General features: G+C 43.7%; 16 protein-coding genes. 4 read left to right on the plus strand and 12 right to left on the minus strand.

Features of this window, described 5'->3' with window-relative positions:
- Positions 1–37: 37 nt before the first annotated feature.
- From DSL64_RS22950 to DSL64_RS22960, 3 genes are all read right to left on the minus strand, one after another.
- Complete coding sequence (locus tag DSL64_RS22950; protein ID WP_229217195.1) at positions 38–1,876, minus strand: sialidase/neuraminidase family protein; 1,839 nt, start codon at positions 1,874–1,876, stop codon at positions 38–40.
- Positions 1,877–1,963: 87 nt separating this feature from the next.
- Entirely contained in the window at positions 1,964–3,376 is a 1,413-nt protein-coding gene (locus DSL64_RS22955; RefSeq protein WP_115833287.1) for a RagB/SusD family nutrient uptake outer membrane protein, read from the minus strand.
- A gap of 56 nt (positions 3,377–3,432) precedes the next feature.
- Positions 3,433–6,579, minus strand: a complete 3,147-nt coding sequence (locus DSL64_RS22960; protein ID WP_229217196.1) for a SusC/RagA family TonB-linked outer membrane protein — start codon at positions 6,577–6,579, stop codon at positions 3,433–3,435.
- A 428-nt stretch (positions 6,580–7,007) separates the two neighbouring features.
- On the opposite strand from DSL64_RS22960, the gene DSL64_RS22965 reads away from it, so the two are divergent.
- Positions 7,008–7,559, plus strand: coding sequence for an isochorismatase family protein (locus DSL64_RS22965; RefSeq protein ID WP_115833289.1), 552 nt, complete (start codon positions 7,008–7,010; stop codon positions 7,557–7,559).
- Between the two features lie 69 nt (positions 7,560–7,628).
- On the opposite strand, the gene DSL64_RS22970 is transcribed toward DSL64_RS22965, so the two are convergent.
- Both DSL64_RS22970 and DSL64_RS22975 read right to left on the minus strand, forming a co-directional pair.
- Positions 7,629–7,928: a hypothetical protein gene (locus tag DSL64_RS22970; protein WP_115833290.1), complete on the minus strand. Its 300-nt coding sequence runs from the start codon at positions 7,926–7,928 to the stop codon at positions 7,629–7,631.
- 2 nt (positions 7,929–7,930) lie between these two features.
- A complete protein-coding gene (locus DSL64_RS22975; RefSeq protein WP_115833291.1) occupies positions 7,931–8,320 on the minus strand; it encodes a YchJ family protein in 390 nt (129 codons plus the stop codon).
- Between the two features lie 149 nt (positions 8,321–8,469).
- Here DSL64_RS22975 and DSL64_RS29035 point away from each other — a divergent pair, with 149 nt between their 5' ends.
- Together DSL64_RS29035 and DSL64_RS22980 are read left to right on the plus strand one after the other, a co-directional pair.
- Positions 8,470–8,610, plus strand: a complete 141-nt coding sequence (locus tag DSL64_RS29035) for a hypothetical protein (protein ID WP_158547974.1) — start codon at positions 8,470–8,472, stop codon at positions 8,608–8,610.
- A gap of 106 nt (positions 8,611–8,716) precedes the next feature.
- On the plus strand, positions 8,717–9,256 hold the full coding sequence (locus DSL64_RS22980; RefSeq protein WP_115833292.1) for a pyridoxamine 5'-phosphate oxidase family protein: 540 nt from the start codon (positions 8,717–8,719) through the stop codon (positions 9,254–9,256).
- A gap of 73 nt (positions 9,257–9,329) precedes the next feature.
- Here the strand turns inward: DSL64_RS22980 and DSL64_RS22985 are convergent, their stop codons facing one another.
- The 4 genes from DSL64_RS22985 to DSL64_RS23000 form a co-directional block, all read right to left on the minus strand.
- Complete coding sequence (locus tag DSL64_RS22985) at positions 9,330–10,991, minus strand: RagB/SusD family nutrient uptake outer membrane protein (protein ID WP_115833293.1); 1,662 nt, start codon at positions 10,989–10,991, stop codon at positions 9,330–9,332.
- Between the two features lie 12 nt (positions 10,992–11,003).
- Positions 11,004–14,093, minus strand: coding sequence for a SusC/RagA family TonB-linked outer membrane protein (locus DSL64_RS22990; RefSeq protein WP_115833294.1), 3,090 nt, complete (start codon positions 14,091–14,093; stop codon positions 11,004–11,006).
- 248 nt (positions 14,094–14,341) lie between these two features.
- The gene (locus tag DSL64_RS22995; RefSeq protein ID WP_115833295.1) at positions 14,342–15,931 is read right to left on the minus strand and encodes a DUF5060 domain-containing protein; all 1,590 of its coding nucleotides are present in this window, start codon (positions 15,929–15,931) and stop codon (positions 14,342–14,344) included.
- Positions 15,932–15,969: 38 nt separating this feature from the next.
- Positions 15,970–17,460, minus strand: coding sequence for an FGGY family carbohydrate kinase (locus DSL64_RS23000; protein WP_115833303.1), 1,491 nt, complete (start codon positions 17,458–17,460; stop codon positions 15,970–15,972).
- Between the two features lie 194 nt (positions 17,461–17,654).
- Between DSL64_RS23000 and DSL64_RS23005 the strand changes: the two genes are divergently transcribed.
- Entirely contained in the window at positions 17,655–19,964 is a 2,310-nt protein-coding gene (locus DSL64_RS23005) for a DUF5703 domain-containing protein (RefSeq protein ID WP_115833296.1), read from the plus strand.
- Positions 19,965–19,975: 11 nt separating this feature from the next.
- Here DSL64_RS23005 and DSL64_RS23010 read toward each other — a convergent pair whose 3' ends face one another.
- The 3 genes from DSL64_RS23010 to DSL64_RS23020 all read right to left on the minus strand — a co-directional run bounded on the left by DSL64_RS23010 (position 19,976) and on the right by DSL64_RS23020 (position 22,533).
- Positions 19,976–20,440 (minus strand): hypothetical protein, encoded by a 465-nt coding sequence (locus DSL64_RS23010; RefSeq protein WP_115833297.1) that lies wholly within the window; start codon positions 20,438–20,440, stop codon positions 19,976–19,978.
- A gap of 57 nt (positions 20,441–20,497) precedes the next feature.
- A complete protein-coding gene (locus tag DSL64_RS23015; protein ID WP_115833304.1) occupies positions 20,498–21,088 on the minus strand; it encodes a TetR/AcrR family transcriptional regulator in 591 nt (196 codons plus the stop codon).
- 191 nt (positions 21,089–21,279) lie between these two features.
- Entirely contained in the window at positions 21,280–22,533 is a 1,254-nt protein-coding gene (locus tag DSL64_RS23020) for a M14 family metallopeptidase (RefSeq protein WP_115833298.1), read from the minus strand.
- Positions 22,534–22,808 lie beyond the last annotated feature (275 nt).

A 22,808-nucleotide genomic window follows, 5' to 3' on the forward strand; every position in this document is an offset into this window, starting at 1 on the left:
TTACTACTTTATACTTGATAACATGGCTTTATTCACTCTAAAACGACTTGGTAGTCAGGTACTCCAGGCTGTACACTGCCTCAATGTCTTTTCTCCCGGCATCAGGTAAATCGTACATCTGATCCGTGGGAGTATCCGCATCCGGGAAACGGCGTGTATCTCCCGTCCGGAAAGCAATGCGACTGAATGACTCTAAAGGTGCAAACAGGATATTATTACCCAAATCTTTTCCATTTACTGACACAGTGTATATACGGGTAGTCACATCAGCCTTCACCACAACCTTGTAGGTTTTGCCGGCTTCATAGGTAAGCAGTTTCTTGTTTCGATAGCCAGCCTTAGTTCTAAAAGTGGCGGCTGAATCAAAAGAAAGGCGAATGCCCGGAGTGCCTTTTGCATCCAGAAATTCAATATCCAGCAGTCCGTCTTGACTTTGCGAAGGTGTAATACTGAATTCCACCATTAGCTTTTTCGTCGCAGGAATTACTCTTTCGACTTTGGCATAGTCAAAAGGATCTGCGTCTTTAAGAACCAGCGCTTTGCCTGACGTATTTCTTTCAATGTCCACAGGTGCCCATTGGGGACTATATACATTCCAATCCGCCAGCTCTTTGCCATCCGGCAACTTTGAAAAATGATCACTTGCATGTACCTCAGTATGATCTTTAATGGGAACCGGAACCATGGAAACCCACATATCCTCCTTGTTTGTGCTGTAGGTGAGCCACAGGTTTCCATCTTTGGAATTACCATCACCTTCAGAAATCCCCCTCACGTATTGCGGACCATAGGACTTATAATTCCCTCCGTATCGCATAGAGGCAATTTCGCCATTAACAAGCAGCAAATTATTATAATCCAATCCATTATCACTCACAGACAATGCTAGTGGCCAGCGAAATTCTGAAGGATTATAAACCGTTACGTATTTGCCGTCCGATGTTTTTTGCCCCCAAATTTTGGCATTGCTATTTACAAATCCCGGAGCTCGTTTGGGATTATACAACCACGATTTACCATTGTCTTTGCTGATGCTTGTCAATGCATTTTTCCAAAGGCCTACCACCCGCCCATCCGGTAAATGATAAGAACTGAATGCTTTATACTCACCTTTGAGTGGAACCAATTCATCGTCGCGGTCAGCTTCCTCGGCCCATTGCTGGGTGGTGAGTGTATTGGTGAGCAGCTGGTCACACGCCTGCACAAAGCCCTTGTCTTTGCTTTTTTTATAAAGCGGATAATCTGCAGGTTGTTTCCAGGATTTATTAAATCTGATAAAATAGATTGGTCCTAGTGTGCCATCCTTATAAATTTCGCGAACCACACGGCCTATACCATTTCCATCATTGGGATCATCCTTGGCATCCAGTGCAATACCGTAGTAACCAAGTGTAAGCAAACGATCATTTTTAGATACAAAAAATCCCATACGCTGATGCATAACCGCATACAGGTCTTTAGCCACACCGGGATATTCCTTCTTGGTTGTACCATCAGGAATTTTGTACGGTGGAAAAATCACTTCCGCCTTCGACCACGTTCGCCCATCTTCCGAAGTCTGCAAAAGCGTTTGTCCGGGCGGTATATGTTCACCTACAGGATTGCTCAGGTAATTGAGATAAAACTTGTTGTTCCAGTAAGCCAGCATCGGAGCATGGTTGTAGGTCCAGGTAACTGAGGTATCTCCCTGTGAATTAGTCCGGTTTGCGCGAAGTGTCTGGTAAGAATGTACTCCAATGGCCGGACTAAGCTGACCGTGATGGTAATCAACATTGACCAGCGTTTTTCCACTATACCGGATCGTGTCCTGAGCGGCAAGCTCAGAACCTGTTAGCGCAAGGAGTACGAAAGAATAGATCGTGTGTTTTTTTTTCATGCCCGTTGAGCATTATCGAGTGGTTGTATAAAACAATATTTACAGATAGTGTCACCAGTAAATATTGTTGCAAATGGATTTCACAAATCAGTAACCCTGATTCTGCGTGATCTTGTTGTTCTGATCTCTTACGATATTGGGAACAGGCAAGACAAGTTTGTTGTCCGTAATATTCTTACCCTTCGTTTTCAGTACTTCTACTGCCCGACCCGTTCTTTTCAGATCAAACCAACGTTGGAATTCGAATGCCAGCTCTACCCGTCTTTCATGTTCGAGTGCCAAAGCAACGGTATTGTATTTTGCAGGATACGACGTTGCACCATATAGTGGCAGATTTGCTCTTTTTCGTACCTCGTTCAGATAACTTACTTCGCCTGTCGCTTCAGTAAGCAGCAATAACAAATCGGCATAACGCAACACCATAAAATTGTTATTTGCAGCAATATCCTGATTGATCAGCGGTGCAGATTTATCCATCCATTTTTTTGGGAAACGTGCCGGAGTAAACACACCTTTGGCATCTACAAACCCGGTATCAATAGAAGCAAACTTTCTACTGTCTCCTGTTTCAAATTCATTCCAGATATCATCTACAGCCTGGTTCATACCAGAACCGTAGAACCCAAGTGCATTGGAATTCGGGAAAAACTCACGATGATAAACGCTGAACGGATGAATCGCCGACCCTCCCAGAAACTGTATCTCAAAAATCGACTCCTTCGTATTTTTCACTTTGGGATCCCACAGCGATGTGTAAGCCGGCAACAGTTCATATTGTTTGCTATCATACACTTCTTTGAGTTCCTTTGCTGCATTGGTCTTGTCTCCTGTCATTAAGTAGGCCTTCCCCAAAAGTGTCTGTGCTGCACCTTTGGTAGCACGACCAACAAGAGATGGAGCAGCAGCCAGTTTGCCTTTAGCTTCCGTCAGATCTTTGATCACCTGGGCCTTTATCTCAGCAGCGGGCGATCTTAGTACATTATAACTTTCAGCTGCTGTAATCGGCTTGATCACAAGAGGTACATCTCCCCAGATCTGTACCATGTTGTAATAGTAAAGTCCGCGAAGGAACAGCATTTCACCTTGCAGTTTTGTTTTGTAATCAGCATCCAGCGTTGCTCCTTCCAGCTTGTCCAGTACAATATTGATGTTGTAAAGTGAGCGGTAGAAATCCTGCCAAAACTGATAAACAAGTGTATTTGCAGGCGCCAGTGTATAGTCCCTGAACTGCCACTTATCAGCCTGGTTACCTGATATATTGTATATCGTGGCATTATCAGCCATCAATTCACCTGCATAGGAAACGGCACCCTGCGGATGGTAAACCGTGTAAAGTGTATTGTAGGCGGCAGTTGCAGCAAGGTCAAAGTCCGCCTTTGTTTTATAAAAGTTCTCTGCATTCGGATTAGATGCCGGTGCGAGTGTCAGAAACGACTCCTTGCAGCCCCAGGAGCCCACAGTAAGACTGACTATTGACAATAAAAGAATTAGCTTTTTCATTGTATATCTCATTTGAAAATGTGCAGAAAACGCACACTCTGTTTGATAAATCGGTGTTAAATATCAGCTTTGATACCTACAGTGATTACTCTCGGAAGTGGATATGAGCCATAATCCACTCCTGCAAATGCTCCCGGAACCGGCGCATTACCGCTCGTGTAAGAACCGGAAGTTTCCATACTGCTACTGTATGAGGTAGTTCCATAAGTCGTGTTTTCCGGATCGTAACCCAGATATTTACTGAACAGATGGACGTTCTCTGCATTCACATAAATCCGCGCATCTTTCATTTTCAGTTTACCTGCCCAAGCCGATGGAATACTGTAGGAAACTCTTATGTTTTTCAGGCGGACAAATGAGGCGTCTTCCACCCAATAAGAAGAAAATTGCTTTTGCAGACCCAGGTAATTCACGCTCGGCTTGAAGTGTTTACCATCTCCCGGATTGCTCTCTGAGCGCCAGTACTGATACATGCTTTCGTAGAAATTTCGACCATTGTCCCAGGTTCCCAGAAAGCGCACATTGTTGTTGGCAATTTCTCCGCCAAAAGAGCCCTGAAAAAGAAATGACAGCTCAAAACCTTTGTAACCCACTGTATTGGTGATACCAGTAATAAAATCAGGCTGGTTGTTACCAATAATTGTACGGTCGGCATCAGTAATCTGACCGTCGCCATTTACATCACGTACGCGGGGATCACCTGGTGTTGTGCTGGAGTGATGCGGGTAGCCATCTATTTCCGCCTGGTTTTTAAACACACCATCAAAGATGTAGCCGTAGAAATTAGAAACCGGTTGACCTACTTCTGTTCTGACAGTCACCACGTTATCAACGTATTGGATTGGTGCATTACCTGGCCCAAGTTGCAGTACTTTATTGCGGTTACGTGAAATATTGAAATCGGTTGTCCAGGTAACAGCACCGGTGAGGTTTTTGCTTGAAATATTCAGTTCCACACCACGGTTACGCATTTTACCAATGTTTGTCAGCTGAGAAGAAAACCCTGTGATATCCGGAATAGGAACGAACAGAAGCATATCTCTTGTGATCGAATTATAGACTTCCGCGGAAACATTCACACGGTTGTTGTATAATCCCAGATCCAGTCCCAGATTGAACTGATCCGTTTTTTCCCATTTCAAAGTGGGGTTAGATAAACCACTCACTTTTAAGCCATTCGCCAGCGTTCCTCCGTTTACATAAGGTGCAGAACCCAACAGACTGATTGCGCCATAGTTAGGAATCTGATTATTACCCGTCACGCCATAGCTCGCTCTCAATTTAAGGTTACTTACTGCCGGAATGGCTGACATGAAAGTCTCATCCGAAATTAACCATCCTGCTGATACCGAAGGAAAATATCCCCATTTGTTAGCTTCACCGAAGCGTGACATTCCATCACGACGGATCGCACCGGTCACGAAATATTTCCCTTTCAGGTTGTATTGTACACGTGCCAGATACGAGATCAGCGACCATTCACTGGCAGTGGTATTTCCGGCAGTTACCGTTCCGGCGTTCAGAGTATGTACCAGATCATTCGGGAAATTATTGGCCGCTACATACATCGTTTCATCCCGCTGCTTCTGCACCGTGTAACCTAAAAGCCCTGTCAGTGCATGATCTCCAAATTTCTTGTCGTACGTAAATGTGTTTTCGCTCAACCAGTTGAACATGTAATTGCTTCCTGCATTCGCCTGGGCTGCCAATACAGAGGAGTAGCCATATTTCTGCTTATCGTTCCAGTAAAAATTATTTCTTGTATTGTATAAATTACCGCTGATACTTGTACGGAAGCGAAGATCTTTAATCAGCTCATATTCCAAAAATCCGGTCGCCAAAGTATTGAATGACTTCCGTCCTTTATCCACTTCACGTGTAAGCGAGTAAGGATGCCAAAGATTCATATCAGCATAGGAAGTAAAACGAAACCAAGTGGAATTCGGATCACGGAAACCGTAGTTGCCATTTTCATTGTATACCGGGAAGTGAGGATTGCTCTGCAGCCCCAAACTGATTACGTCACTTTTTCCTTGTGTTCCTTCCGTCCGGTCAAAAATGGATGTTAAGCCCAGATTCAAACCTAAAGTAAGTTTATCTGTAACAGACGTTCTCACGTTCGAACGAATCGCCAGACGTTTGTAATAGTTCTGATCCAGAACGGCAGTCTGATCCAGGTACGAGCCCGAGAACATATATTGCGTTTTTTCAGTACCACCCGACACGCTCAGTTGCGCATTCACAGAAGGTGCTGTGCGAAACATCGCCTCCTGCCAGTCGGTGCCCTTACCAAACTGTTCGGGATTATTAACGAAATCCTCAGGGATGCGTAAAGTTGCCGGTCTAACGCTGTTAGGATCACCGGCTTTACCGCCCTGTGCCATCCATGCATTGTTCTTAGCATCTTTGTAGGTTTCGATAAATTGTTGTGCATCCATCATTTTCACACGACGTACTACTTTTTGTGAGCCGTACTCCAGGTTCGCACTCACGCTTACCTTTCCGGCTTTTCCAAGCTTTGTCGTTACCAGCACTACTCCACTCGATCCCCGTGAACCATAAATAGCTGCCGAAGATGCATCTTTTAGCACTTCAATCGACTCAATATCAGATGGGTTGATCAGATTAAGGTTAAAGTTTTCCAAAGGGACGCCATCAACGACGATCAACGGATTGGTGCCGGCAGTGATAGAACTGACGCCACGAATTTTAATAACAGGAGAAGCCCCCGGCGCACCCTGAGACTGAGAAATGTTCACACCCGGAAGTGTTCCGGCCAACGATTGCGTTACGTTACTAAATGACCGGTCTTTGAACTTATCATAGTTAATCGAAATCACAGAACCTGTCACTGCACGTTTGCTTTGCGTACCATACCCCACCACGACCACTTCCTCCAGTGACTTATTCTCAGGAGAAATCTGCACGTTAATGTCTGTTCTGTTACCAACAGTTTCTTCGATTGATTTGTAACCTACAAAACTAAAAACCAGTACAGTGGAAGGTCCCGGCACCTCCAGTTGAAACGAACCGTCGGCGTTGGTGGTGGTACCGCGTTGCGTGCCTTTAATCACCACGCTTACTCCCGGAAGGGCATCAGCATCACTGACGCCTGTTACCCGGCCCTTTACAGCGACTGTCTGGGCATGTAGCGCAGGCACAGTCAGCAAGCAGGCAAGAATTATACGTAAGATTGTTTTCATAAACAGTTAATGGATGGGGAACGAGATGGGACTTTTCTTTATTTTCTATTTTTTTCGAAAATTAAGTATTTATTATTAATCAAAAAACATTTTCACATATTTTATGTGTTTTTTTAATAATTAATTGACTAATCGCCTCCATTCAGGCAAATTAATCACCATATAAGAATAGGAGTGATAAATAATAAATAGTTAAAAAAAGGAAATAAAGAAGATTTTGTATAGAACGAGAAGTCTGGGTACATCGTCGTAAATCCAAAGCATGTAGATTGCGACTCATCCGATCGTTGCGGCAACCAAATAGTTAACCAAAGTGTGATATCTTTGACCTGATGCGGTATACGATACATCAAGTATCCTGAAAGGCATGAGGGAGTTTAAAAATCGACGCGACCATACTGTTACCACTAATCCTATTGCAATAACCCATGATAAATAGAAAAGCATTTCTGGTCATTGATATGCAGAAAGGTTCGTTTACGGAACTTACACCCCGTTACGATACAGCCGGCGTGATTTACCGAATCAATCTGATTGCAAATGCATTCCGTGTCAACTCATTACCTGTATTTCTTATTCAGCACGACGGCACAACTGCAGGCAATTTTGTACCTTATACCGAAGAGTGGGAATTATTGGACGAACTTCATGTAGAAGCTGGCGACAATTTGATTAGCAAATTCGCCAATGATGTGTTTTATTGTTCCAATCTTCAATCACAACTGGAACAGCATTCGATTGATGAATTAGTCATATCCGGATGTGCGACAGATTTCTGCGTAGAAGCAACAATCCAATCAGCATTATCAAAGGATTATAAAATAACAGTACTTGAGGATGGTCATACGACCGGAGAAAGGCCGCATTTGAGAGCAGTTCAGGTGGTTGAGCATTACAACTGGGTTTGGAAAAATATGATCCCTACAAAAGGAGCTGTAGTTGTTAAACCACACCACTTGGTTTTAGAAGAATTAGCATAGAGTTGCGAACTGCTAATCAAATCTATTTTGCTCTATATTCTTTGATTTCTTCAATTGTTGTGGCGCTACTTACTGACCTTCTTCTCTGTTGATCGTAATGGCATGGATAATTTTCTGCAATTGCTGGTCCTTTTCGTGGAGCAGATCTTCTAACTCTGTAATTTTCTCAGTATGAGCCTTCTCCTTCTTCTCCAGCTCTTCCCGCTGGCCTGCATTCATTTCCCGCAAAATATAGAGAGTCAGTACGAACAAACCAGCTGTGATCAGTTGAAAGAATTTGTCGTACGACATTACAGCCACCATATAAGTAAGAACAAATACGATAAAACCGATCATGAATCGTGCAATGGCAAACTGTCTGAACATCATTATTATTTGTTTATATCCTCACCAAAAACACCATCCAGGTAAAACCATTTTCCATTTTCGAAAATAAAAGAAGATTTCTCATGGTGCACCTGCAACTTTCCATCTCTGCTACGATAGTGTGCTTTGAACTCCACCGTGTCACCGGTTGCCTCCAATACTTCTAATTGTTTCCAGCTGTTTGACTTGGCCCATTGCTCAATATCTTCCTTCGATGTACTACCCCTCTGTGAGCTGTGCGTAGTTTCGTAGAGATACTGACTGGCAGCCATCACATAGGCACTATAGCGTGAACGCATTAATTTTTCAGGGGAATCTGCCTTAACAACGCCGTTGATCAAAGGAGCACAGCAACGTGAATAGGGTTGTTTATTTCCGCAAAAACAATTTTTCATGATGAACGATTAAACACAATCACACCTGGCTATCACATTGATGATAAACCACTTGGCAAATACCTGGCATTGCCGCTGGTGTAGTTTTAGTAAAGTACAAATACGAAAATACCTATTTTTAAAACATTCATACTAAATCTCATCGCAATATGGCAGCTGCAATATATATTTCCATGCTCATCCTGCTCTGGTATGGTATCAAGGAGGCAAAGAAAAGTAAGCCGAACTGGCACCGTGCTGTTGTGTCCACAATGATGTGGCCTTTCACAATCTTTTATAAAGACAGATAATACAACTTCCTGAATAATCTTAGTGAAGCCCTATCTGTCTGAGCCGTTCAGACCAGATGGAATGATCTTTGTTGTAGTTATGCTATACTTTAAATCAGCATAAGATATGGACAGCATTAATCAACAACAACCCGAAGAAAACCATCAGGATTTATTTGCCGCCGAAGCAGGAGAAAAGATCAAGGAGTTGGCAAGCGCCGCCAACACATGTTTCTTTTGTACCGGAATCAAAACAGGACATCCTTTGAATGTGCGCCCGATGTCAATCCAGAAAGTGCAGGACGACGGCGTATTCTGGTTCCTGAGCGCAGACGACAGCCACAAAAATCAGGAAATCCATGAAAATCCTTATGTACAGCTCTTGTTTCAGGGATCTAAATATTCCGATTTCCTGAGTATCTACGGCACTGCAAGTATCTCCAAAGAAAAAGCAATTATAGAAGAGCTCTGGAGCCCTGTTTTGAAAGCGTGGTTTACAGAAGGAATCGACGATCCACGTATCACAGTCATCAAAGTAGAAACCAAAGACGGATACTACTGGGACAATAAACACGGAAACGCCATCGCCTTTGTAAAAACCCTTTACGGAGCGGCAGTTGGGAAGACATTAGACGATTCCATCGAAGGTCGTTTGGTAACCGAATAACCTCCACTGTATGCAAAGAAAAAGCCTCCCGACCTTGCACATTGCAACCGGGAGGCTTTGCTGTTTCAATTTATCAATAACCAGGGTTTTGAGCAAATTCTCCCTGATTCAAATCCAAAGCGCGGTTTGGGATAGGTCTGAGGATTTTCAAAGCACCATTTACACCTGCAAAAGGATCGTTTCCGTTATTGTACCATTTCCTGACATCCTTGTTGTATTTACGGCTGCGTTCTACCAAAGTTCCGGTACGTTTCAGATCAAACCAGCGGTGGTATTCACCCACTAACTCACGTCCCCGCTCATCCAGAATATATTCCAGATTCACCTGTGCAGCTGTAATACTCAGATCAACTCCGGTTTTTGCGGCTCTTTTTCTTACAGCATTGATACGCTCAGCAGCCAAGGCATTGTTTCCTGACTTGAAATATGCTTCTGCGGCAATCAGATATGTTTCTCCAAGTCGGGCAATAAAGAAGTCGCGGGTACTGCTGGCTGTACCAAACTGAGAAGTCGGGTCATCGAATTTCTTCACAGATGGTGTGTAATTATCCAAGACAACCGTCCGGCCCGCCTCCCACTCTGCGGAATAAGGATAGATGATCGTATTGGTACGTCTTGCCGGATCAGCAGCGCGCCATGCAGTCAAAGCAGCCGGACTATTTACCCATTTCGGTGCATAATAATACTGCACATTCAAGGTATTGCGCTCTGTACTTTTTGTATAATAATCATAATATCTGCTGTAAAAATTGATCATGAAAGTGGCATCGAACCGCGCATCATCCTGTGTGAACAGATCGAAGGTGTACATCGTAGGGCATAACGCATAGGTTCTGTTCGGATAGCCCAATACCGCACCTTGTCCGCCAAAATAGGGACCAAAGTATGCAGACTGTGTATTCCCGCCAGATGTTTCTGTAGGCAATGAACCAGCAGCAAACTGTATTGAAAAAAGGACTTCATTATTAATGTCCTTACCCGGATAAAACAAATCTTCAAAGCTGATCGTCAGCGCTTGTCCCGCTATCGCCGCGTCTGCCAGCGTAGCTGCTGTTTTGAAATCTTCTGCATTACCGAATGTTTCGTAACCACGCGTCAGATGCACCTTTGCCAGCATGTGACGGATTGCCCTTTTGGTTACCCGCCCGAACTCAGCATTCGGTACAGTTTCCTGTACCAATCCCAGAGCTTCGTTCATTTCTGTAATGACGAAATTATACACCTCGCTGGCTGTGTTTCTTTTGAAAGCATCCACCGGTTCGGTAAAACGTTCAGTCACAATACCTACGCCTCCAAACGTCTGAACCGCCAGGAAGTAATAGTAAGCCCGCAAAAATTTCATCTCTCCTTTTCTGGCTCCCAGGGTTGGCGAAGCCGCCGTAATATCGTTGAAGTGAATGGCGGTATTAATAACCTGTATTCCTTTGTATAGATTGGTATAAAAGGCTAATACTTCCGCATCATCTGCAATCAGATTCTGGTACTCACTAATCCCGACAGGCTGCTGGGTTCTGCCTTCCACGTACATATCAGTACCCGCACAAAAAACCCATGGCGCACTGTATACTGATCTTAATGATGAATACGCTGCATTGACAAGCTTTTCGTAACCTTCATTGGTAGCATAATATTGGTCGGAAACGATATTGGATTTATTATCTTCTTTCAGAAAATCGTTGCACGAGCTCATCATAAACATGCTGAGCAGAAGTGCTGTTATTTTAAATATTTTCATTGATCTCAACGATTAGAATTTAAGATTGATACCAAACTGATAGGTGATGGTAGATGGTCCGGTGTTGTTAATCGCACCGGTAGTGGTGTTGCTTACATCCGTTCTCGAAGAAGCATCTATACCACTGGCAGCTTCAGGATCAAAACCGTCAAATTTGGTCCATACAAATGGGTTCAGCACATTCGCGTACACACGAAGGTCTTTGATACCCACTTTTTTCAAAGCTGTAGACGGAAGGTTATAGCCTAAGGAAATATTCTGCACTTTCACAAATGATACATCCTTGTAATAGCCAACCCCATTTACACCTGCCCAGTAGGGTCCGATGTTATTAGGCATTGGATAGGTATTAGAACTTCTCGTCGGTGTCACTTTATTCACCGCCATATAATAATCATTGTTGATTTTATTGGTTCCGCGGTCATTGTAGGCAGTAAACACGCTGTGGAAGGCGCTGTAGACCTGCATGCCCTGACGTGCAAAAAGGGAAGCCGAAAGGTCAAAGTTTTTGTAAGTCAGCTGTGTAGAAAAACCACCTGTCCATTTCGGATCTTTCTGGCCAATAATCCGGCGGTCATCTGTACTGCTGATCTTTCCATCACCGTTGATATCCTGCACTTTAGCCTGCCCCGGAAGCTGACCATACTTGATCGCCTCGGCACGTTCGCTCTCCTGCCATATTCCGTCAAACACGTAAGTGTAGTTGACATTGATCGGCTGATTGATAAACCACCAGTTCCCAACCAAATCCTCTTTCTTATCAAGAAGGTTGATGATTGCGTTCTGATTTCTTGCAAAATTCAGCGAGGTTGTCCATGTAAAATCCTTGCCTCTCACATTCAAGGTTCTGATCGAAAACTCAATTCCTCTGTTACGCACAGAGCCCACGTTATCTTTGATAGATGCCCAGCCCGTTTCAACAGGAATGTTGCGGTTCATCAATACACCATTTGACAGTTTATTATAAACATCGATTGTACCTGTAACACGGTTTCTGAAAAAGCCGTAGTCCAGACCAAGGTCAAACTCTGTCGTACGTTCCCAGGTCAGGTTCGGATTGGCCAGCCTGCTCGGCGCGTAGCCAAGGGCTGTGTTGCCGCCAAAATCGTAAAAAGTAGGGTCACTCAGCGTCATGTTACTCTCATAAGCACTGATGTTATTGTTGTTCCCCGCAACACCTGCACTGAACCTGAGTTTAAGGTCGGATACCTGATTCACTTGTTTCAGGAAATTCTCTTCAGACAATTGCCATCCGATCGCAGCGGAAGGGAAAGTAGACCATTTCTGGCCTTCAGCAAGTTTGGATGAACCATCCCAGCGTGTAGCGAGCGTCAAATAGTACTTGTCCTTCAACACGTAATTCAGACGAGCCATGTAAGAAAGAATCGAAAACTGGCTGAATGCGCTGGTGGCAGCTTGTCTGTTGGTAGATGAACCCAGGTTATAATACGAAGAATTAAATGGCAAATCATTTACCCGCATTCCGTCACTCTCATACCTGTTCTTTTGCATACTGTAAAGACCGGTAAAGGTGAAATTGTGCATGCCGAATGACTTACGAATAGTGGCAATGTTATCAAATATATAGTTCATCGACTGCTCATTCCCTCTTTCAGCATCAGGTAACAATCCCGCTCCAACACCTGTAAGCGAACCCCAGTAGCGCCCGTGACGCTCGAAGTTCAGACTAGGCGAGAAAGTAGAACGTATGTCGATCCAGCTTACCGGAGAATATTGCAGATAAATATTACCTACACCGAAGCTGCGTCTGGTGTTGTTTTCTGTATTGGGTATTTCCAACAGCGGATTAACCGTACTCGTAAAGCTGGAAATGATCGTAGAGTTGGGAACAGGAATCTGTCCCGGACGAAACATCAGACTACCATCCGGATTATACGGACTGAAAAACGGAGCCATGTTTGTAGCGTTTCTTACTGCGTCATCACTACCTCTTTCTGTATTGGTCAGAGAGAAGTTGAAGCTCATCCCGGCAGACCAGTTTTTGCTGATCTTTCCGTCAACACTTGCTTTGAAATTATAACGATCCAGACTTTCATTGATCAGGTTGCCTTTTTCTCCCTGGTAACCCGCTCCGATCAGGTATTGAATAGAGCCATTGTCACTCATTCCTGAAACAGTCAGCCAGTGGTTCGACTGCCGGCCATCTTTTAGAGTAAGTCCGAGCCAGTCGGTATAATCATTATTGGCAACCCTTTCCAAAACAACAGGATTGTTGAGAGATCCGATTGTATTGTCATAGTTTTCGCGATTGGCAATCAGTTCCGGCGAAATAAAAGTATTCTGGCGGTATTCCCAGAACTCCTGTCCGTTCATAAAATCGGGCATACGGGCTATTTTCTTTACCCCCACATATCCATCATAAGAAATGGTTGCTCCCCCACCTTTGATTGATTTACCATTCTTAGTTGTCACCAAAATTACCCCATTCGAGCCGCGGGAACCATAAATGGCGGTTGAGGCCGCATCTTTGAGTACGTCCATTTTGGCAATATCCTGAGGATTCAGGAAGTTGATATCCGATACAATTACTCCATCCACGACATACAAAGGCTGCCCTCCTGCCAAAGAATTCTGCCCACGTATCTGCACTGCGAATCCGGATCCGGCTCTTCCTGAGCCTGCCGAAATATCTACACCGGCAATTTGCCCCTGAGCTCCCTGCAACGGGCTGACGGTTCCCCTCTCCGCAATAGACGTACCTTCAATACTTCCCACTGCCGTTGCTAATTCGGTTTTACGTTGTGTACCATAACCGACTACCACAATTTCTTCTAAAGATTTGTCCTCCTGGACAAGTGCCACAGAAATGCTGGTCTGGCTTCCAACCGGAACCTCCTTGGGAATATACCCTACAAAACTGAACACGAGCACTGTAGTAGCGTCGGCTCCATCCAGTTGATAATTACCATCAGCATCTGTAATCGTACCTTTTTGTGTTCCTTTGATCACAACACTTACGCCGGGCAACGCCTGTTTGTCATTTTCCCCGGTGACGGTACCTTTGATTGTTCTTGATTGCGCACTGACCAGGCCGAAGCTGCCTAGTATCAGCGCCAGAATGAGGGCATAAAACTGTTTCATTAATTTGAATTTAGATGAGTTCCTGGGAACCGAAAGAAAAAACTTTCGATTTTATTCTATTTAATTCTAAAATTAATGCAAATAGAAAATTTAAACAAGAATAAAATCTATAAAAAATAAATTTTTAACATATTAAAATGCAATTAGCGATGCGTTTTCGAACACACCGCTAATTTTCAAAAGTTTTCGAAACAAATTAATTAACAGACAAAAGACTTAACTCATAATAACATGCATCAGGATAGGACTTACTGATCTGTGGGTGTGATACGAAGTGCCAGATAAGGTTTCATGGGAAGTCGTACGGTTTTTCTGTCTTTGTCAAAAATCCGATACGGTTCGGGCGTATTCATTTCAAAAACATCCGGTATCTTTCGGATAGTCATATCCCAGGTGTCAATTACTTCAACTTTAAACTTTTGTCCGGGTTTCGGACCTGCTTTCTTAGGTAGGTTAAAAACCCATTCAGCATTCATTTGCTTTCCGAAATAAACCAGGTAATAGCCATTTCCGGCAGTGGCAGTGTGATGATCTTTCCATGGATCGGCCAATTCCAGAGGCCCGGGTGCTGCCTCGACGATGTTTCTCAGAAATCCGATTCTTGCAGGGCTGCTACCTACAAGCTTTCCACCTTTTGCCCAGAAAACGGTATTGCTTTCATTTTTATAGGTTTCCCCATGCGTTACATAGGTGCCGGCAATAATACCCTGCCAGAAAGCCTCCACCATTTCTTCTCCCCGCAGGTGTCCCCAGCGCTGCGGCAAATCTCCCTCATAACATACCTCATCGTACACCATTGGTCTGAAAAACACATCACGCAACAAAACAGCCCGTCCAAAATCTTCTAAAGCAGAACCGTTCTGAATACTGACATGCGAATACTCTGGTTTCCAGTTGTCATAATAAACACTCCCATTATGAATCGAGCATAAATGTTTGTAGGGATCATTAGCTACCACCGCTTTGGTGTAAACATCCCATGCATCTCGGGGCTTGGTTTTCACATAATCGAACTCGTTGGCGAGCGACCACCATACATTCCTGAAGGAAGAAAGACGGGCAGTCAGATACCTGATGTACCTGAGATCGTTGTTCATACCCAGGCTATCAAAACCCCAATGACCTTTGTCATAAGGATGGAAAATGATAATGTCTGCTTCAATACCCAGGTCTTTCAGATCGTCTATACGCTCTTCAAGGTGCGCGAAGAATTCAGGATTGAATTTTGCAAAATCCCATTTGAATTTCACCTTTCCGTTGGCGCCTTTTGTTTCTTCTAATTTTTCAAATGGGTAATACAAAGGCTCATTCTCTACATTGGAATAGTATTTAGGAAAAACACCAAGCCTCACTTTGTTGAACGGATTTTCTTTGAGCGTCTGTAATGTGGTTTCTTCCAATTCCTTTGGCTGATGCGTCATTGCATATATAGTCGTCCCGAAAGGATAATAACGTTTTCCGTCAGCATATTTAAAATGGAAGGTATCAGCCACCTGTACCGGCCCGTGGTTGTTGCCAGTTGCTGCAACACAATCAAAGCTACCAGACTTTGCATTCAACGCTTTGGTTTTGCTGATCGTTCTGTAGGTCCATTTCCCGGTTCTGTCCGGCATAAAACGCACCTTGTACTTGCCTTTACCGTCATAAAATCCATTGACAGTCTTTTTGACAGCTCCATTCGTAAATTCAGCAGAAATCGTAACGTCGTCAAAAGGATTTCCTGCTTCCGGACCCACAAGAGAGACCTCAAACCTATCCCAAACTTCGACTGAGGATTGCGAAAATCCCAAAGAGCTAAAAAGTAAAATAAATGCAATCAGATGGGTAATAGACTTCATTTTTAAATTTTTATGATAAGTTCCGAATAATCAATTTCTTAAAAAGTAATTCCCCGCGCAATAGCGTGCTGCCATCCTTGGTAATTCACAGCCACACTGGTAACAGCTGCATTCGGATGTGTTTCTGTTCGCGTTGCAGCCAGTTCTTTCAGATGTTCGATATCCCGGAATAAACCGGATTTAAGCCCTGACAGGTAAGCCGCACCCAGCGCAGATAATTCAGCAAGCCCCAGGTTCACAACAGGTTTTTCCAGCAAGTTGGCAAGGAACTGCACCACAAAACCATTCGAAGTAATGCCGCCGTCAATCATCAACTCTTTGAGAACAATGCCTGTATCCGTTTCCATAGCGCTGATCACATCCCTAATCTGATATGGAATAGATTCGAGTCCGGCTCTCACCACATGCGCTTTCTCGGTATCGAAACTGATCCCGACTATCGAAGCTTTGCGCTTCATGTCCCAATGCGGAGCACCCAGCCCGCTGAAAGCCGGAACAAGGTACACACCTCCATTGTCCTCAACACTCTCCGCAAGCTGCTGTGTTTGAGATACGTCGTCAAATACACCTATTTTTTTTAACCATTCGATGGTGGCACCACATGTCACAATAACTCCTTCCAGGGCATATTCAACATGTGATTCAGTACTGTAGCCAATGGTAGTAACCATGCCGTTGCCCGACTTCTGTGGAGCGCTTCCGATATTCATCAAAATAGAAGAACCTGTACCCATTGTGGCCTTGGCAATGCCTGCATAGAAACATCCTTCACCAAAAGCTGCTGCATGCGAATCGCCGATCATGGCGGTGATAGGTATATTTCTGGGAAAGAGATCTCCGAAATTACTTTCTCCAAAATAGCTTGATGAGGCTTGTATTTCAGGCAGATTGAGACCGGACAAACCAAAGTCTTTCAGCAATTGATCATCCCAGGTAAGCGTATTGATATTAAAAAACAGCGTTCTGGAGGCATTGGTGTGGTCAGTCAGGTAGTTGCCGGTAAGCTTGTATAGCAGCCATGTATCGACCGTTCCGAAAAACGCTTTGCCTGAATCAACAGCAGCCTGAACCTTTTCATTGTTTTCATATAGCCATATTACCTTCGTTCCGGAAAAATACGGATCAATCAGCAAACCGGTTTTGTCTTTGATTGTTTCATCAAAACCTTCATTTCGTAAGCGGTCGCATACCGATAAAGAGCGCTTGCATTGCCATACTACTGCATGATGCAATGCTTCTCCCTTTTCATTCCAGACTACAAAAGTCTCGCGCTGATTAGAAATACCACAGCTAACGATCTCTTCGGGCTTACCTCCTTTAGCTACAAAATCTGCCAGACACTTTGTAACGGAGCGAAGTACATTTTGGTAAATTTCCTCCGCATCCTGTTCCACAAACCCGTCGGCCAGATACATGGTTTGCAGCAATTCCGTACCACGGGCAAAAGGCCTGCCGTCCTGATCAAAAATGACGGTTTTGGTACTACTGGTACCCTGATCTATGGCAAGGATGTAAGATGATGGTTCCATAATCAGGAATGAGAAAAAGTTGTCTGACTGAAAATAAAAGCAAATCAAAGAAAAATATTCGAAAGTAAATGAAAATATTTTCATCTTTTATGCAAAAATATTTATTCACCAACCTGCTATAATGATATATTTGTGTCTGAGCAACACCAAAGTGCTGATCTGCTGCAAAGCATGTAACTCCTGAGTCCTTACTGATGAAAACGCAATACTTTTTTAAACTTGCCATTATACTCTTAGTCGGAGCAATCTTCAGACAATTATCGGCGCAGCCATCCCGGTTATCCGCCTACGATGTGGTTTGGAATAGTCAGAGCAAAAATTCCTCTGAATCCATGCCCTGCGGCGGCGGCGATGTGGGATTGAATGTGTGGGTGGAAAACGGAGATGTACTCTTTTATTTGTCCAGGAGCGGGACCTTTGACGAAAACAACCAGATGCTGAAACTCGGACGGGTGCGCCTTTCCGTTTCTTCAGATCCCTTCCGCTCGCCGGCTTTTACACAACGACTACAGCTCTCAACAGGTCATGTCATCATTAAAGGCGAAGACACCACCCTTGATCTCTGGGTTGATGTTTTCAATCCTGTTGTCCATATAGATTTGAAAAGTAAAAGAAATACAAAAATCAATGTCGCCTATGAATCGTGGCGGTTTGAAGATCACTTAATAAAAGGAGCAGAATTCAGAGCGAATTCATACAAAATCCCTCAGAAAAAAGACATTTATACGCATCGTGATAGCATAGCATTCAGCAATAATACCATTCAGTTTTTTCACCGTAATAATCCTGATATCACAAATATTTTTGATTATACGGTCGATGCGCAAGGCATGAAGGCTGTTAAGTCACAAATGTATAATCCACTGATAAACAATACATTTGGAGGAGTAATCTCGGGAAACAATTTAAAAGAGGGTCAGCTTCAAAAAGGAATCTATTCGGAAACACCTTACCAATCCTGGTCGCTAGAAAGCAGTAAGGCTACCGGGAATCATCAGGTCTCCATCGCCATGCACGTTGCTCAAACGCCGACGCTGAGCGACTGGCAAAGCCAGCTTGGAAGCATTGTAAAAACAGCTCAGAAGAATCCTAATGCAGACCGGCAAAAAACCAGAGCATGGTGGGCGCAATTCTGGGAACGAAGTTATATTTTCATTGATGGACAGGATAGTACAGTTTCCCGTAACTATCAGCTTTTCCGTTACCAGCTTGCGTGTAATGCTTATGGTAAATGGCCAACCAAGTTTAATGGGGGACTTTTCACTTTTGATCCTGTTTTTGTTGAAAAAAATTACGCTTCCACTCCTGATTTCAGACTTTGGGGAGGTGGTACTTTTACAGCTCAGAATCAACGGTTGGTATACTTCCCTATGTTTAAAACCGGCGATTTTGATATGCTCAAACCTCAGTTTGACTTCTATCTGAATGCTCAGCGTAATGCAGAGCTTCGTAGTGAGACCTATTGGAAGCACAAGGGCGCCAGTTTTACAGAACAGATTGAAAATTTCGGTCTGCCCAATATTTTCGAATATGGCACGAAACGGCCTGCCGGTTATGATCCGGGTATGGAACACAATGCGTGGCTTGAATACCAGTGGGAAACCGTTTTTGAGTTTTGTCTGATGATGCTGGAAACGCAGCGTTACGAAAACCGGGATATCTCTTCGTACATTCCTTTTATACAAAGTTGTCTTACTTTTTACGATGAACATTATAAAATGCTGGCTTTGCAAAGAGGAAGCAAGGCACTGGATCGCGACGGGCATCTGGTGCTTTATCCCACCTCATCTGCAGAAACTTATAAAATGACCCTCAATTCAACAACAGTGATCAGCGCGATGAAGGTCATTATCCAGCGACTTCTCGAACTGCCTGCCAACTACCTGTCTGATGACCAAAGGCTGGCATTAGGAAATATGGCCAAAAGAATTCCACCTGTTCCTTTGCAAACAATTGATGGTCGTACAACCCTTGCTCCTGCCAAAACCTGGGAGCGGATTCAGAATACGGAAACGCCACAATTGTATCCGGTATTTCCGTGGGGTATCTACGGAATTGGAAAGCCGGGTTTGCAAACTGCCATTGATACCTATAGGTATGATCCCGATGCGGTTAAGAACAAAAGTCATGTAGGTTGGCGACAATACAGCATTTTCGCAGCCAGACTGGGCCTGGCCGGAGAAGCACAGGAGCTGACACGAGAAAAATTCAAAGACGGTCCACATCGTTTTCCAACTTTCTGGGGACCAGCATTTGACTGGACACCGGATCATAACTGGGGAGGCTCGGCGATGATCGGGCTACAGGAAATGCTGATGCAGGTTGATGATAAAAAAATACTCCTACTACCTGCCTGGCCCTCTGATTGGAACACTTCCTTTAAACTCCACGCACCTTACCAGACTGTAGTAGAAGGGCGCGTTGAGAATGGCAAAATAGTAAAATTGAAAGTCACACCGGAATCACGAGCTGCCGACGTTATTATTCATCAACCTGAAAAATAGGTTTTTTAAGATCAGAAAACACGGTAATAAGGGCGGCTCACCAGTGGAGAAAACTGCCAGGGAATATTAAGAAGAATAATCACAAGACCGATTGTAAACCAGATCGCCATGGTTTTGAATTTTACTCTGTCATCCTGTTTTCGTTTGGATAAGGAAGAGCCTATACTGACTAATACGACTGCAACCAGCATCATCAGGCTGTGTTCCATTCCAAAAAAACGAAGCTCTCTGTTATGAATGGCTTCGGCAAAATTACTTCTGAAATAGGCTGTTAGCGGACTTTGAAAATAGAGAACCAGACCAATCGTCATCTGAATATGTGCGAAGGTTGCCGTCCAATGCCGCAATGCGTCATCTTTTTTGGTGTAAACCTTTCCCGACTTCCAACTTTTGTATGTATAAACAGACGCTATTACTAAACTGATCAGAACCAGCCAGCGAATTAGGGAATGTAGGGTCAGTAGTATAGCGTACATGTATGTTCAGGAAGTCCTTCTTACGAATTAGGTTTCGGAAGATGATAAAAAATAACTTTAACGAAGCGAATCGAGATAACTCCTTAATTCCTTCAAATACGGTCTATACACTGATTTGCTATTGGCCAGTTTTCCGAAATTCCGGATGCCCCAGTAGCCCGACATCACAAACAAAGTCACCTGCTCAGCTACAACTTCCTTTCTGACACAGCCATTTTGCTTGCCTTTTTCCAATGAATCGCTCATTTGCTTTTGCCACTGCAATGTCAGCTCATCCAACGCTTTACTGAAGTCCGGATTCCAGGGTGTCATTTCCTGGGTAAAATTAGCTGCCGGACACCCGTATTCTACTTTCAAAAACTCGTTTTCCATCAGCAGGTTATACATCAGGTTATAAATGGCCTCCAAAGGGTCCTGGTCGGTGGTGAGCGGATCAATAAAACCGGCAGAGAGGGCTGGCTTCAATATTTCATTGATAATGGCCAAACCCATTTCATCTTTATTCCTGAAATGGTAATAAAATGCTCCTTTGGTCACCTTGGTAGTTGCCAGAATATCATCTATGCTTGTGGTCTGATACCCGTTTTTATACATCAGCTCAAATGCTTTCTGAAGGATATTTAATCGCGTAGCTTCTGCTTTTTTCATAAATACAATGCCGTTTGCCGCTGCAAAGGAACGAGAAAATAAGTAATAATGAATGCCCGCATCGGAATCCGGGAGCCGGAAAAAAAATGCCCCGCAATCCATTTGAGAACTGCGGGAGCATACACTAATCCACCAGGTTTATCAAAGTATTTTTATTAGATCGGACTATTTGAATTCCTCTTAATCCGCAATTATTTGGCAATGAATTCATTCAGTAGCTGTGTCAGCGCTTCAGCTGAAGCCTTGCCCTTCTTTTGGATAAATGACTCATCAGTACTGTCTCCTATTTCAAACACCACCGACTCTGCACCATAGGTTTCAAACAAATAACTGAAAGATGTGTACGTGGGCGGTTCGAAATAAAGTGGTTTGATATGCGGTGAATAACCCGGAATTTTTTCGGTGAGCTGCGTCAGCCAATTTGTTATTAATCCTGGCACATTCCCTTTCTTTTCGGGTGTGACTGTGTAATAGATATCGTCATGGGTAGAGTGGAAATCGATGGCAGCAAGCAACTTTTCACCTTCAGTAATCTCCTTTTTCAAGTAATCTCTTACTGCTCTGGTTTCGGGCTGGTTGAATGATGACCAGTCACGGTTCAAATCAACCCCTCCTGCATTGTGTCTCCAGAATCCTTCGTCCACACCATCAGGATTCAAAAGTGGCAAGACGATGATCTGAAAATCTTTCCGAAAGCTGCTCACATCTTTGCCTTCGGACAGCAGGGATTCTACAAAAGCAGTCAGTGCTTTATGCCCCGTAACTTCCGGCGGATGCTGACGGCCCAATACCAACAGATAATTTTTGCTTTGCGAATTACCAAACGAAAAAGCCTGAATAGGTTTACCCAAAGTACTTTTACCAATGCTGAAGCTTTTCACTTGTTTCTTTTTTTCCAGCTGAGAAACCCAATTTGCCACATCGGAAGAAGTAGTCAGCTCCTGTGCCGCAATCCAAAGTGTGTCCGAACCGGGCTTCACTTCGTAAAGCTTTATTCCATTGACAGTTTGAGCCTCTAATTGCTGCCAGTGTTTCCGATCTTTACTCACTTTCGGTTCGTAACGGTGACGCACATTTCCCGCGTAGGAAAATGAGAAACGGACAGGCTTGTCATTTCCTGACCAAACTTTAAATGCATACCAAGGGCTGGCATTCACGGGTGTATTCTCCGGCTTGATATGAATGTCGTATACTCCATCATCCTTTTTGGAGACGGCATTTAATCTCGCTGCTGTAAATTGATTAGACAAAAATACCTTTTCACTTTCGAAAGGGAAAACAGCTTTAATTTGCTTCTCTACTGGCTTGCTTTCGGTGGGTACACCTTTAATGGGTTCTTGTCCCTGAAACTTACGGGCAGGCGGTGTAGCAGGGGTTTGCGCTGAGCCAACAAAAGGCAGGAAAGGAAGCAAAGCTGCTGATAAAACTTTGGTTGCTAATTTCATAAATGAATTAATAAATTCGTGTCTGACTATTGGCCTTTCGGCGGCTGTAGCAGATTATTTTCAAAAGATATTTTTTAATATCTGACTCAGGTTACCTGACTAGTACATGGTTTAACAAATATACTGCATCGAAATTAAATATTTAATCTATAGCTTTTATAGATTTATAATTATCTACAATCAGTGTAATTTATGAATATCGAGTAGGAGGAAAATGAAAGTTTTCCTCCTTTCATTTTCCGTCCTCTCACACCACCGTGCGTACGGGCCTCGTA

The sequence above is a fragment of the Dyadobacter luteus genome, assembly GCF_003383615.1.
Lineage (GTDB): Bacteria > Bacteroidota > Bacteroidia > Cytophagales > Spirosomataceae > Dyadobacter > Dyadobacter luteus.

What these genes read in the sequence shown, in the direction of transcription:
- DSL64_RS22950 (WP_229217195.1), bottom strand. Translation starts at nt 1,876, where the DNA reads ATGAAAAAAAAACACACGATCTATTCTTTCGTACTCCTTGCGCTAACA.
- DSL64_RS22980 (WP_115833292.1), top strand. Translation starts at nt 8,717, where the DNA reads ATGGACAGCATTAATCAACAACAACCCGAAGAAAACCATCAGGATTTA.
- DSL64_RS29035 (WP_158547974.1), top strand. Translation starts at nt 8,470, where the DNA reads ATGGCAGCTGCAATATATATTTCCATGCTCATCCTGCTCTGGTATGGT.
- DSL64_RS22995 (WP_115833295.1), bottom strand. Translation starts at nt 15,931, where the DNA reads ATGAAGTCTATTACCCATCTGATTGCATTTATTTTACTTTTTAGCTCT.
- DSL64_RS22960 (WP_229217196.1), bottom strand. Translation starts at nt 6,579, where the DNA reads ATGAAAACAATCTTACGTATAATTCTTGCCTGCTTGCTGACTGTGCCT.
- DSL64_RS22955 (WP_115833287.1), bottom strand. Translation starts at nt 3,376, where the DNA reads ATGAAAAAGCTAATTCTTTTATTGTCAATAGTCAGTCTTACTGTGGGC.
- DSL64_RS23020 (WP_115833298.1), bottom strand. Translation starts at nt 22,533, where the DNA reads ATGAAATTAGCAACCAAAGTTTTATCAGCAGCTTTGCTTCCTTTCCTG.
- DSL64_RS22990 (WP_115833294.1), bottom strand. Translation starts at nt 14,093, where the DNA reads ATGAAACAGTTTTATGCCCTCATTCTGGCGCTGATACTAGGCAGCTTC.
- DSL64_RS23005 (WP_115833296.1), top strand. Translation starts at nt 17,655, where the DNA reads ATGAAAACGCAATACTTTTTTAAACTTGCCATTATACTCTTAGTCGGA.
- DSL64_RS23010 (WP_115833297.1), bottom strand. Translation starts at nt 20,440, where the DNA reads ATGTACGCTATACTACTGACCCTACATTCCCTAATTCGCTGGCTGGTT.
- DSL64_RS23015 (WP_115833304.1), bottom strand. Translation starts at nt 21,088, where the DNA reads ATGAAAAAAGCAGAAGCTACGCGATTAAATATCCTTCAGAAAGCATTT.
- DSL64_RS22985 (WP_115833293.1), bottom strand. Translation starts at nt 10,991, where the DNA reads ATGAAAATATTTAAAATAACAGCACTTCTGCTCAGCATGTTTATGATG.
- DSL64_RS22965 (WP_115833289.1), top strand. Translation starts at nt 7,008, where the DNA reads ATGATAAATAGAAAAGCATTTCTGGTCATTGATATGCAGAAAGGTTCG.
- DSL64_RS22975 (WP_115833291.1), bottom strand. Translation starts at nt 8,320, where the DNA reads ATGAAAAATTGTTTTTGCGGAAATAAACAACCCTATTCACGTTGCTGT.
- DSL64_RS23000 (WP_115833303.1), bottom strand. Translation starts at nt 17,460, where the DNA reads ATGGAACCATCATCTTACATCCTTGCCATAGATCAGGGTACCAGTAGT.
- DSL64_RS22970 (WP_115833290.1), bottom strand. Translation starts at nt 7,928, where the DNA reads ATGATGTTCAGACAGTTTGCCATTGCACGATTCATGATCGGTTTTATC.